Here is a 13,066-nt window from a genome sequence, read left to right as displayed (position 1 = left end):
TTCAGATCACACATAAATGTGCAACTGTAATGCTAAAATTCGCGCTTACAGTTCTTCAACTGTAACGAGAGAACCCCCAGTCGTCCAAAAGATATGCGTAGCATTTTCGAGCTTTTCATTTGCTCGAACTCGCTTCAAGAATGCCGTGCCAGAAGGTGTTTCAAACAGACGCTGTGGCCCCGCGAAAACAGTGGCTGATGATGGTTCAACGTCCATGGCTTCGATACGATGAAGCTGAAGGAGATGCCGATGGGCTTCATCGTCCGTGACCGTAAAAATGCCAGCGACCCGGTCTTGCATCAAGCGGGCGACCATAAGCGATGCCTGTCCGACCGCTAGTCCATCGAGTTCGGTGCGGTTGTCAAGCCCGATATCATAAACGGACTTCGGTGTTTGCGCACCCGAAGCAAGTTGCACAAGCATGCAAGGTGAGGCTTTCGGCTCAGCAAAAAAGCAGTGGACATTGTCGCCATAAATCTTCTTCAAACCGAACGTTATGCCCCCAGGTGCTCCTCCCACGCCACAGGGCAGATAGATAAACAACGGATGATTGGCGTCCACTTCAATGCCTATGCTATCGAGTTGCCCTTGCAATTCTTTTGCAGCGGCAGCATAGCCGCTGAACAACAAGGTGGAACGTTCGTCATCAACGAAATGGGTGTAAGGATCAGCCGCTGCGATGCGCCGCCCGTTGTCAACGGCCTGCGCATAATCCCCCATATGCTCTACGACCTCGACACCCTTCTCACGCAGCCTCCTTTTTTTCCACTCCTTGGCATCGTGGGACATATGAACAGTAACCTTGAAACCGAGCGCCGACCCAAGCAATCCTATGCTAAGGCCCAGGTTACCCGTGCTGCCGACAGCAATGGAGTAATCCTTAAACGCCGTGCGCGCTTGCGATGAACCAAGTCCGATAAGATTGTTTGGCGAAACATCGATCCCGTTCTGCCACGCAACTTGTTCGGCAAAACAAACCACTTCATGAAATCCCCCGCGCGCCTTGATTGATCCGGCGACCGGCAAGGCATGGTCACATTTTGCGAACCACCGCCCGCCTTTTTGACGGGCGTAGCCTTCTGCTGCTGCCAGTTTTTCGATTTCCACAAGTGGAGAAGAAATGAAAGGTTCAGCGGAGCGATATTCCGGAAAGAGCCGGCGCAAGAGCGGATCGGAAGCCCTTAATCTGTTTTCCGCCTGAAAGAGTTCATTGAGAAGCTGGGCTTCATCGTATTCTGATGTTTTTCCGTTTGGGTTGATCCAAAGGCAGGGTTGCCCCCTACTAACGGTGTCCAGATCAAACAATTCACTCAAAGCCTGTCCTTCCATAATCACGTACCTTGATTAGCCACATTTCAAATTGCCATCACTTGCTGGCTATCAAACCTTCAGTGCGGGCCCACTCTTCGGATTTGCGCATACCCTCTTCAAGGGGTGTTTTTGCTTCAAAACCCAGTTCTCTTTTTGCTTTCTCACAACTGTATCCTCCTGGCCTCATCAACTCCCGAACCGCTTCCCGGCCAAGTTCGGTTGCGCCTCCCGTCAGGCTTACGAAAAACCGTGCGGTCTCCAGAATTGGTGACAACAAAGCTGCTGGTGCCGTCATCGGGCGTTTGCGACCAGTCCACCGCGCATGATAGCCAAAAAACTCGGCACAGGAGACGGAACCGGCGGCGCCGAGATTGTAAATCTGCCCGGCAGCAGACGGTGTAAGCGCAGCCAAAACAATTCCCTCGACAAGATCATCAATGTAGACCGGAGCGAAACGCCCGCTGCCTCCGTCTGGCAAAACCAGAAAACCGCTGCGGGCCGTTTCGATCGGGAGCTTGATCCATGGCTTCGATCCCGGGCCGTACACGTCACAAGGGCGGACAACCACCACTTCAAGGTCACCACGGGCATGGGCCGCGAGTGCGATGTGTTCACCGGCAATCTTTGTATCAACGTAGATGTTGCCTATCGGCTTCAGTGGCCAGGTCTCATCAACATTGTCCGGAAAGGCATAGCCGTACACGCCGACACTCGAGACTTGGACAAACCTGCGCACACCGCGGGACTTGGCTCGAGACAGTAAATCGCGGGTCGCCTTGACATTTATCTCCCAAGCTTTGTCCAGCCCCGACGTCAAGGACAGCAGTGCGGCTGTATGAATTACCGTGTCCACACCTGTCAGAGCTTCCTCCCAGGCTCCCGGTTGCGTTATGTCGCCCTGAACCACACCGGGGCCAGCAACCATATCCGCTCCGACGACTTCGGCTCCCTCGCTTCGCAACCGTGCGGACAAGGCGCGTCCCATGAAGCCGTTTGCGCCGGTTATGAAAACCCGACCCCAGACATGTTTCTGTTCCATGCAACCTGCCCCCGCCTATGCGATCTTCCTATCAATACATCTTCAACAACGCCTCACGGCTTTGTCTTTAGAGGTCATCCTGCAGGTTAAGTGTCCGGCATGGAAGGTCGTTCGAAGGCCAAAGAGAGGACCAAATCGGCCAACCGGATCCGGCTCGCCGATGGAACGCACGGGGATTACCCTCATGCGTTGTTTTCGCGGATTTTGGCGAACGATAACTCCTGTAGCCCGGAATTATCGGCTGGTCAGACAATGAAACGGCTGCGCTGACGCAAGCCCATTGGCCGCATTTGTCCGCACATTGTCCGATGGCTGTCATTCACTTTCACGGCCAATCATATGACGTTTAACGAGGAATTCTGATGCGACGTCTGGTCTCCCAAACGCCGGATATGGAGTTGCCGAGTTAGGCAGTTTGCCCGCGGGCGCTTGCGGCTTGGCCGTATCAACGTGGGTTCTATCCGGCCATTCCGGTTCGAATGCGATGCCACAACGATCCCGCCATTATCCGACTGGATTCATTGAAAACAGGGTGCATGCGGTTCGTTGGGGGAACGTTTTACGATGAGCAAGGGGAATAAAATACATGCGTAGAAGAACATGGGCGTTAAGTGTTCTGGGAGCGGCGCTGTTTGTAGCGATCAGCCTCCTGGGAGGGTCGGCGTTCTGGGTTGCAATGAATGGTGCCAACGATCTGACAATTTCCGGTAAGGCAGAGGTCGCGAGGGCAGACCCCGTCGAGGAGGACAATGGCTGGTCTTCTTACGGACGCGACCCCGGCGGTTCCCGTTACTCGTCCGCGAGCCAGATTACGCCGCAGAATGTTTCCACTCTTCAGGTGGCGTGGTCAATGAACACCGGTGCTCTTGAGGGCAAGGGAGATGCGGCCAAAAGCACCGCGTTTGAAGCCACACCCATTCTGGTGGAAAACAAGCTGATCTTCTGCACTCAGTTCAACGAAGTTGTGGCCGTGCATCCGGCAACAGGTGCCGTGATATGGCGCCACGACCCCAAGGTTGCGACGGACCGCAAACCTACCAATCAGTACACCTGCCGCGGCATCTCGTTCTGGAAAGACAGCAACAAGGAAAACGGCGTTTGTGCCAAGCGCATAATCTCAGGCACGGTAGATTCGCGCTTGATAGCACTTGACGCAGATACTGGAGTTTCCTGCGATGATTTCGGCCATGGCGGAGCGGTTGAGATCGAGCCGGATATCCGCTTGCGGTGGCCGGGCGAATTCCAGATCACGTCTGCGCCTGCAATTATTGGTGATACGGTGATCACGGGATCCTCCATAGGCGACAATCTCAGGCAGCACGCTCCACTTGGGACCGTGCACGCGTTTGACACACGCACCGGCGCCTTGAAGTGGCGCTTCAACCCGATCCCCCGCGATCCGAACGATCCGCTGCGCACGAACTGGAAAGGCGACAGCGCTGATACGACCGGAGCCGCGAACACCTGGTCGACGATTTCGGTCGATGTGAAGCGAAACCTGATTTTCCTTGCCACCTCCAGCCCAAGCCCGGATCACTATGGCGGCAACCGGATAGGTGACAACCGCCATGCAAATTCGATCGTGGCCCTGAATGCCGACACGGGCAAAGTGGTCTGGAGCTACCAGCTCGTCCACCATGACTTGTGGGATTACGACCTGCCGGCGCAGCCCGGTCTCTACACCATCTGGAGAGATGGCAAGGAGCACGATGTTGTGGCTGTCGTGTCTAAGATGGGCCTTGTGTTCGTCCTTGATCGCGATACGGGAAAGCCGTTCCTGCCAATCGAAGAACGACCGGTTCCCCAGACGGACGTAAAGGGTGAAGTTACTTCGCCGACGCAACCGTTTCCTGTCGCGCCTGAAGGTCTTGTAAGCTCAGTGACGCAGCCCGATAAAGCCTTCGGCATTACGCTTTGGGACAAGTATTATTGCTCCCGCAAGATATCGTCTCTCCGTCGAGAGGGGCTCTACACACCACCGTCGGTTCAGGGGACGATGATCTATCCGTTCCTTGCAGGCGGTGCCAACTGGGGCAGCGCCGCATACGACCCGCAGCGTAACTTGATGATTATCAACATGAGCAACCTCGCAGGAGCGATCAAGCTCGTCCCTAAAAGCAAGCCCGACGCCGGTGCGACGGATGCTGTGCTGGACGGCATGGAAGAAGCGCCAATGGAGGATACGCCCTACAGCTTGTCATATGAGACGCTTGTATCGCCGCTCGGCTTGCCTTGCACGCCTCCACCATGGGGCGTCCTCGCTGCCGTTGATCTGGGAACAGGTGAAATTGTTTGGCGCAGACCGCATGGGACGACCGAGGATTTGGCGGGTGGACTCGCACTTTCCTTCGGCACGCCGACGATTGGCGGTCCGATTGTCACCAAGACCGGCGTGATCTTCATTGGCGCTGCGATGGACGATTACCTGCGCGCCTATGACATCGAGTCAGGCAGGGAGCTTTGGAAGGGTCGCCTGCCTGCGGGCGGTCAGGCGACACCGATGACCTACATGTTCGAGGGGCGTCAATATGTCGTCCTGGCAGCAGGCGGGCACAGCTTCTCCGGAACGCGTCTGGGAGACACGGTGATCGCTTATACGCTTCCTCTTCAAAAATAGATCCAATCCAGAGTGGATTCGGCATCGCCGGTCCACGTCTCGTCAAAAATACAGAAAAGATGAAGGAAAGACTATGAACACCATGACCGACTTCAGAAAAGCCGCCCTCAGCTTAAAGCTTGAGACGGGCGCATTTATCGACGGGCAATATCGACCGGCGATTTCCGGGCTGACGTTCGACACTGTCGATCCGTCTACAGGCAGTCTTATCGCAAAGATTGCATCAGGCGACGAAAAGGATATCGATTACGCCGTTGCCGCCGCCCGCCGTGTTTTTGAGGCCGGCAGCTGGTCACGAATGCCCCCGCGTGAGCGTAAAAAAATCCTGCTCCGTTTTGCAGACTTGCTCGAAGCACATATGGAAGAACTGGCATTGCTCGAAGTGCTGGATTGCGGCAAACCCATCACCGACGCACGCACTGTCGATGTACCGGATTCGATTGAAACCCTTCGCTGGCACGCGGAACTCGCCGACAAGCTTCACGACAGCGTGCCACAATCGCCTTCAGACGTCGTGGCGATGATCGTCCGCGAACCGATCGGTGTCGTCGGCGCGGTCATCCCGTGGAACTTTCCCATTTTCGTTGCCATCTGGAAAATTGCCCCGGCACTTGCTGGCGGCAATTCTCTGATCCTCAAGCCAGCCGAACAAACGTCGCTCTCGCTTATCCGCATCGCAGCGCTTGCAGCAGAAGCGGGTATTCCGGATGGGGTCTTCAACGTCGTGCCGGGACTTGGACATGAGGCAGGCAAAGCCATCGGTCTTCATATGGATATCGATTGCGTCACCTTCACCGGTTCGGGCGAGGTTGGGCGTTACTTTCTGGAATATTCGGCAAAATCGAACCTGAAGAGAATAGTATTGGAATGCGGCGGCAAATCGCCTGCAATCGTCATGAAGGATGTCCGCGATTTACAGCCGGTGATCGATCATATCGCCACTGGCATCCTGTTTTGCCAGGGGGAGAATTGCTCGGCTGGCTCACGGCTCATCGTTCAAAAACCGATTCAAGACCGCGTTCTCGATGCCTTGAAAGCCAAGTTCGACGAATGGAAAGTCGGCGACCCCTTCTCGCCCGACACCAGGGTGGGAGCGATGATTGAGGAAAAACATTTGAGCAAGGTGTTGGGTCTGATCGATGCCGGTCGCCAAGAGGGGGGCAGCGTGACCCATGGGGGCAATCGCGTATTGGAAGAGAGCGGCGGCTTTTTCGTGCAGCCGACGATCATAGAAAATGTCAAAAGCAGCATGACCATTGCACAGGAAGAAGTGTTCGGTCCGGTCTTGTCTGTATTGACCGTGGAAACGGAAGAGGACGCGTTGAGTGTTGCAAACGACACGCGCTTCGGGCTGGCGGCATCGGTCTACACCGATGACCTCAACGTCGCTCACCGGTTGGCAAGAGGGATCCGCGCGGGTACGGTTTCTGTGAACTGCTTCTCGGAGGGTGATTTCGCCATGCCATTCGGTGGCTACAAGGAATCCGGCTTTGGAGGCAAGGACAAGGGCCTTGCGGCACACGATCAATATCTGGAATCGAAGTCGATCTGGATTCAGCTACGTTAAGGGGATGCCGGCTTCATATTTCGAAGCCGGTTCTCTCATGGAAAGCGATCTTTCAGACGTCTACCCTGCGTCGCAATTCAGAGGCGGACATGCCGACATGATCCATCATCAGTCGTCGTAAACTGCGGGGATCTGTGAAGCCGACATGACTTGATATCTGCTTAACGGACAGCTTCCTGTTGTGCAGTAACTGGATCGCATGATCGAGGCGCAGTTTTTCCAGAAGTTCACTATAGCTCGTTCCGGCCTCGTTCAGTCTTCGGCGCAATGTGCGCTCGCTCGTGCCGAGTTGTCGCGCCAGTGCGTCCACCTGAGGCGGGGTTTTGATCGATTTGACGAGGGTCTGTTCGGTTTGCTCCAGAAAGCCGCGTTCCGCTTTGGCAGCGTGCGTCAATGCCTCCAAGACATCGATAACCTCGGACAGGGCATATGCATCAGCTGTTTCGAGCGAATAATCCAGAGCTTCTGCGGACATGACGATTTCATTTCTTGCCACTCCCGTTTCAACGGGACAAGCAAACGCCTCTTCGAGAGGTGTCTTGTCCATCATTTGGAATATCATTGAAACATGCCGAAACGGAGATTTCCCACGATGCAGGTAGTGCGATACCCGTGAAAAGCCGCCGCAAAATTCCTGCATTACGAAGCGAGAAATCGTCGTTCCGACATGCCGTACATTAATTGACAGATGAATGTCGCCGTTCTCTGCACAGGATTGATCCAGTTCAATCAGGCTGCCGGATAAACGATGATATTTCATCCCAACGGCAAGAGCACTTCTGAGTGTCGGACTGCTGAGTAATGCCGAGGATAATAGACCGAGCGAACCGAACGATTGGCGCAAACCAACCGCCAAACCAAGGTTCGGGTCGTTCGTTGCGTCAAGGGCATTCTGAATAAGGACCTCTGCCTGACTAAACGACACCCGCGCGGGCTTGCGCGATTGATTCAACTCACAGAGAAAACGCCATCGCGGATCGGCGTGAAGATCGAAACCCCGCGATAAAAGTTCGGTGCTCAAATGAAAGAGTATGTGTGATGGTGTGATGGGCCTCGATTTTGGTGGAAGTTCCAATCCATTTCCATCGATGCTCATGTCGTCTATCAATGCCATATCCAACACCTGCGTTTCCGCTTTTGTCAGCCACGAACGCTCTAACGGCCTGTGTCCTCTGGTTCGAGTCTGTCTCGCCTATGCGCTCGGCTTTTCAAGGTCGAACACCAGCAAAGTCGACGTTGCGGAAGCGCATAGCCGCCCTTCGCGATCGACAAGCGTTGCTTCAGCGAAAGCCACGCGTCGGCCGACATTGAGAGTACGGCCCTCGACCATGATGGGACCACTTCGGTGTGTGAGGCCGCGGATATAGGAAATCTTCAGCTCCAATGTGGTGTAACCTTGTTGTGCACTGAGCGATGAATGCACCGCACAGCCGCACGCACTGTCGAGAAGGGTCGCCGCATAGCCACCGTGAACACTTCCGATAGGATTGTAAAAGCGAGCGTCGGGGGTGCCCTCAAACACCACCCGACCACGTTCAGCCTCGACGAGGGCAAAGCTCATCGTCTGCGCAATTGGAGCTTGCTGACCGGTCGACATGAGCTTTTGCAATTGAGAAAGACCATCAAGCTGGCATGTCTCATCCTCCAGTACCGTCATGCGCATCTCCTCCCTTTTTCGCGATGGTCATTCGTCGTAACTTCGCGCAACGTCGCAAGCCGTTCAAAAACTCAGAAGGCGATGTTCCATCTTATCCATGCGGATGTTCCTTGCGTGCGATTGCGAGCAGCGAATTCGCGATCGACGTGAGCATAGAATTCGCCGAAACTGGTGAGATATCTTGCGCCGATACCGATTGCCGCCACTTGGCCCCTCAGGCCGTTTGCGAAATCCTGCAAGGCCTGATTGGACGCGGGATCGGAAATTTTGTCGTCGGAAAGCTGTTTGTAGTAGTAGCCGGTCAGACCGATTTCGAAATTCGGGGTGAAATTGTAACCGACCGCAAAGTCGATCCCGAGTTCGTTACCGCTGCGATAGTCTGCCCCCGTGGGATTGAGCAGGGAAATCATGGCATCTTTGTTCTTGCTGTTGGTCACGTAGGACAAGGTGGCGGTTGCTTCCCATCCTTGAGGATCGATATAACCCAGCGACAGCTGCGGTTGATAGGCCCATGTATTTCGGCCGATGTTCACCTGGGAATTGGGATCGTATTGGCCGGTGGGCAGGAAGACGCCCTGCACGAACGCTACATGAAAATTCCCCTGTTCCCAGCCGACGATCAAAGGCTGGATAAGGATGTCGGCAAGCCCGGTTTCCCGGCTGGTCACGCCGCCTGCATCCTGCCGAACGGTTGCAAGAGGAACGACCGCCCCGACGGCGAATTTCATATCCCCTAATTCGAAAGGGGTGACGTAAACGAACTGGTTGTAATCGACGACGGCATTGAGACTGAGATCGGGCACGACATTGTTGCCATCGCCGTCGTTTAAGCGGCTGGCGTGATAATAATTGATGTAGTTGCTGTAATAGAAACCCGTCTCCGGGAAGACAGGCGTCTGGAAGGTTGTGCCACCCAGCATGAGATTACTGCCGCCGCCCTCACCGGCATCGGCTGTGCCGATGCTGGCCATAAAGCTCAAAGCGACGCATGTTACTGTAAATGCTCCTGATTTCCGCATTGATGTCCCCTCTTTTTGATAGCTGCGGCTTAATTGATGCCTTTGCCGATTTTCGCGAGATAGCGCTGCTTCCCGGCCAATCCTTTTTTTTCGAAGCGCGGGAGCAGGTGGGCAATCGACCAGGGAAAAGCGGACGCGATCCGCGACAGGAGGCCGTCCCCGTAAGGTACGTAATATTCGAGTTTGCCCTCCCTGATCGCACGCATGATTGCATCCACGACCGTCTCCGGCCGCAAAGGCTCTGCCAGAAAGTTGAGGGGCGACCCGCCATTGCGGGCCTCCATCTGCAGCATTTGTGTGTCGACCGAGGAGGGGTAGATGCCCGATACCTTGATGCCGCGCTCTCTCAGTTCGAGTGCCAATGAGATGGTGAAACCGCGCAGGCCGAATTTCCCGGCGGCGTAGACGGAACTGTCCTTGAGCGGAAGAATCCCTGCCATGGAAATTACGTTGACGACCTTGCCGTTCGTAGTCATGAGCGGCAGGAATGCGTTGAGAACCCGTAGGGGGCCCAACAGATTGATCTGCATCTGCTTTTCGATCGCATCGGCCTTGGCCGCGATAAATGGCCCCGGCACGATGAAGCCCGCATTGTTGACGATGACTTCCAGCGTGGTGACGGTTTCACCCACCTCATGGCGTGCCTTTTCAACCGATGCAGGGTCGGTGAGGTCGCAAACCACCGGCGTCACGGCGTCGCCGAAGCGGGCTTTGCAGCCCGCCAGACTTTCACCATTGATATCAAGCATCAAAACCCGATATCCTTGACCGATAAGGCGTTCGGTCAGAACTTGACCGATGCCCCCGGCTGCACCAGTCACTAACGCTGTCATGCGGCTGCTTGCCTTCTGCGTTGATCTGCTCAATTACGAACCTCCGAAACGTGGCTGCTTTTTTGACTTTGAGACCCATCGGCGGCTTTTCTGCTGTTGGCTGCAAGCGAATGGATGTTGGCATTCGGTCGACGGACGTCCGCGTAGAAATTGTCATCGAGATCAGGCCAGCCGAGCTTTAGCCGGAATTCGGTCATGAGACGTCTGAAGGTTTCCGTGTGGACGTAGTTGGTGTGGCGGGGCGAGTCGACATAGACCTTGCCGCCGCGCAAATCCGGGAAATGACCTGTCCGTTGCGCATCAAGCCACTGGCGACCAGTTCCCGTTTCTGTCGCGTGGATGTCGGCGATGATGAGCTGCGCCATGTCGTCGAAGCGACGGTACGCTGCGTCGGCGAATTCTGTAAAGCCAAGGACGTACAGGCCGCGCGTGTTGCGGTGGATCACATTGAGATACAGTTGAGGGCGGCCGCCTTTCCAATCGAACAGCGCAGGATTAAAGAACGGCATGCTGTACTCATAGCCCGTCGCAAGCAGAGCGAGGTCGATCTGTTCTTCCGAGCCGTCCTTGAACACGACGGAGTGCGTGCGAAACTCTGAAATATCGGGTCTTGCGTGCAGATCGCCGTGCTGGAGATAATGCAGGATCTGCGTGTTCATGATCGGGTGGCTGGCAAGTGCATCATGATCCGGTTTTGGAAGGCCAAGGCGCGTAAGGTCACCGTTCAGCATATCGAGCATCGCATTGGCATCTGTCGAAAGCGATATGCCCTTCGGTGGCAGCACATGGCCGTTCATCAGCACATCGGTCGGTATCCCGAAGAGGTGCTTTGGAACAAAGCGGTAACCGCGACGAACGCTGAAAAATGCCTTGTCAGCGAATTTTGCCGCGTCGCAGGCAATGTCCACGCCGGAGTTACCCGCGCCGACGACGAGTACACGCTTTCCGCGGAATTCATCGGGACGTCGATATGTTACCGAATGACGGACTTCTCCCTTGAAATTCTCCATTCCCGGAAATTTCGGCATGCTTGCATGCCAGGTGACACCGGGGCAGGCAATGACACCGGCATAGGTACGCACCTCACCTGTGGACAATGTTACTTTCCACTTTCCATCAACCGGTTCAGCCGAAGCTACTGCGGTATTGAAGGTGATGTGATCGTAGAGTCCGAAGGCGCGGGCAAATGAACGGATGTAGTCAAGAATTTGCCGGTATGAAGGATAATCCGGATAATGGTCCGGCATGGGAAAGCCGTAGAAATAGGATGTCCATTTCGATGAGATGAAGTGCGCGCTCTCGTAAATGGGGGTTCCGGGATTTTCTGGATCCCACAGGCCACCAACGTCGGAATATCTTTCAAAGCAGTCGAACGGAATGCCTTCCTTGACAAAGGCACGCGCCATAATGAGACCGGACGGACCTGCGCCGATGATGCAATAGTGGTTTTCATAGGCGACTTCGCTTGCCGTTCTTTCTTTGATGGGGCGATATTCTGCGCCAGCAATTTTTGCGTACTTATTTGGATGATGGTGTCTCAGCATGAACGCGTAAACCAGAGCGGCAGCACCTAAGGGAAGGAAGAGCCAAGGTAGACCGTTGACGAAAGCGTTGTCCGTACCTGTCAGGCTGCTATAACTTTTGACGACCAGTATCAGGCAGACGGTAAGGCCGACCGCTCCGATCAGCGGCATGATTCTGGTTATCAATAGCGAGCCGCTTCCCGTCCGCGTGAAGAACCCAAAGACTGCCAGCGATGATGCGATCTGCATCGCGATGATGCCGATCGTTCCAAGCCCTATCGTTGATGAGGCGATCCCGACATAGGGGGAAACACCATAGGCCCCGAGTCCCAGAACGATGATCAGTTGCAGCACGGTCATTACCATGCTGGCAACATGGGGCGAATGGAACTTTGGATGATAATGCGCCAGGATCGAAGGCAGGAGATGGTCGCTGGCAAGAGCGAAGAAGTAACGGCTTGCGGCATTATGAATGGCAAGGAAGCTTGCGAGCATACTGGCGACAAGAAGAACCCCGATCGCTGCGGTCAGACCTTCGCCACCATATGTTGTGGCCAGGGTAAAAACCATGTTGCCCGATTCTTGCTGGGCGAACTCCTGTATCGAAGCTGCGTTGATTGCACCGATTATGATCCAAATCGATGCAAGATAGAAAAGGGCGATTACTGCAAGAGAAATGAAGGTGGCCCGCGGGATCGACCGGCGTGGATTGGGCGTCTCTTCGCCATAAAGCGCAGTCGCTTCAAAACCAATGAAGCAGACAACTGCGAATGGGATGACGGCACCAATTCCCGGATTAAAGACATTCGCCGACGACCAGACGTCCAGTGTCAGCGCCGCCAATCCCTTGCGCGCAAGGACGAGAACGTCAAAGACGAGAAGCACGCCGAATTCGGCAATCATGAAATATTTGAGAACATTTGCCGACAGATCAATCGATCGGAACCCAAGAAATGCCACAAAGACAATCGCTGCAGCGGCACAGGTCATCCAGGGTATCTCGTGGCCGATTTCCTTCGTCAGCAACGAGGCGAAGTAACCGAAGGCAGCGGCAATGCCGATTGCATAAGTCATGTATGCAAAGCTGGCGGAGTAGGCAGCGACAATCCCTGCGGGACGTCCCAGACCCTGCCCAATCTGTGTGTAGAAAGCGCCCTTGCTGACGATTTGCTGGCTAAGTGCCGAGTAGCCAATGGAAAAGCAAAGTAATGTGAGCCCAACGAGCACGAATGCTGCTGGCATCGAAAGACCAGCGCTTGTCGTCAAGGCGAGGGGCGCGTTGCCAACCATCGCCGCGAGCGGGGCGGCGGCGGAGATGACGAGAATGATGACCCCGGCGGTTGATAGCGAATGCTTCTTCTTCGCGGCAGCCGGATAGGCTACCGCGTTGCGGTCTGTTATTTGCATAGTGCAGTTCCCCTAAAATGATCTGCATGTGTTATATATTATTAAATCGAGCATTGATCGGCTTTTGCAATATGTCAATACCGAGTATTGATC

At 54.9% G+C, this 13,066-nt stretch carries 9 protein-coding genes; 2 read left to right on the top strand and 7 right to left on the bottom strand.

Annotation, left to right across the window (positions count from 1 at the left end; translation table 11 throughout):
- Nucleotides 1-45: 45 nt before the first annotated feature.
- Complete coding sequence (locus FGF54_RS26420; protein ID WP_142781861.1) at nucleotides 46-1,329, bottom strand: D-serine ammonia-lyase; 1,284 nt, start codon at nucleotides 1,327-1,329, stop codon at nucleotides 46-48.
- Nucleotides 1,330-1,366: 37 nt separating this feature from the next.
- Complete coding sequence (locus tag FGF54_RS26415) at nucleotides 1,367-2,350, bottom strand: NAD(P)-dependent oxidoreductase (RefSeq protein WP_142781860.1); 984 nt, start codon at nucleotides 2,348-2,350, stop codon at nucleotides 1,367-1,369.
- A gap of 586 nt (nucleotides 2,351-2,936) precedes the next feature.
- On the opposite strand from FGF54_RS26415, the gene FGF54_RS26410 reads away from it, so the two are divergent.
- Both FGF54_RS26410 and FGF54_RS26405 read left to right on the top strand, forming a co-directional pair.
- Nucleotides 2,937-4,967: a pyrroloquinoline quinone-dependent dehydrogenase gene (locus FGF54_RS26410; RefSeq protein ID WP_142781859.1), complete on the top strand. Its 2,031-nt coding sequence runs from the start codon at nucleotides 2,937-2,939 to the stop codon at nucleotides 4,965-4,967.
- 73 nt (nucleotides 4,968-5,040) lie between these two features.
- The gene (locus FGF54_RS26405) at nucleotides 5,041-6,534 is read left to right on the top strand and encodes an aldehyde dehydrogenase (RefSeq protein ID WP_246667046.1); all 1,494 of its coding nucleotides are present in this window, start codon (nucleotides 5,041-5,043) and stop codon (nucleotides 6,532-6,534) included.
- A 52-nt stretch (nucleotides 6,535-6,586) separates the two neighbouring features.
- Here the strand turns inward: FGF54_RS26405 and FGF54_RS26400 are convergent, their stop codons facing one another.
- The 5 genes from FGF54_RS26400 to FGF54_RS26380 form a co-directional block, all read right to left on the bottom strand.
- Nucleotides 6,587-7,648 (bottom strand): AraC family transcriptional regulator, encoded by a 1,062-nt coding sequence (locus FGF54_RS26400; RefSeq protein ID WP_142781858.1) that lies wholly within the window; start codon nucleotides 7,646-7,648, stop codon nucleotides 6,587-6,589.
- A gap of 78 nt (nucleotides 7,649-7,726) precedes the next feature.
- Entirely contained in the window at nucleotides 7,727-8,191 is a 465-nt protein-coding gene (locus tag FGF54_RS26395; protein WP_142781857.1) for a PaaI family thioesterase, read from the bottom strand.
- Nucleotides 8,192-8,262: 71 nt separating this feature from the next.
- Nucleotides 8,263-9,210, bottom strand: a complete 948-nt coding sequence (locus FGF54_RS26390; protein ID WP_142781856.1) for a transporter — start codon at nucleotides 9,208-9,210, stop codon at nucleotides 8,263-8,265.
- Between the two features lie 29 nt (nucleotides 9,211-9,239).
- The gene (locus FGF54_RS26385; RefSeq protein WP_142781855.1) at nucleotides 9,240-10,043 is read right to left on the bottom strand and encodes an SDR family oxidoreductase; all 804 of its coding nucleotides are present in this window, start codon (nucleotides 10,041-10,043) and stop codon (nucleotides 9,240-9,242) included.
- 29 nt (nucleotides 10,044-10,072) lie between these two features.
- A complete protein-coding gene (locus tag FGF54_RS26380; protein ID WP_142781854.1) occupies nucleotides 10,073-12,973 on the bottom strand; it encodes an amino acid permease in 2,901 nt (966 codons plus the stop codon).
- Nucleotides 12,974-13,066 lie beyond the last annotated feature (93 nt).

Origin of the sequence: Agrobacterium sp. T29 (assembly GCF_006970545.1) — a bacterium.
Classification (GTDB): Bacteria; Pseudomonadota; Alphaproteobacteria; order Rhizobiales; family Rhizobiaceae; genus Agrobacterium; species Agrobacterium leguminum.
The sequence above is the reverse complement of the archived record's forward strand: the minus strand, read 5'-3'. Positions and strand labels throughout refer to the sequence as shown.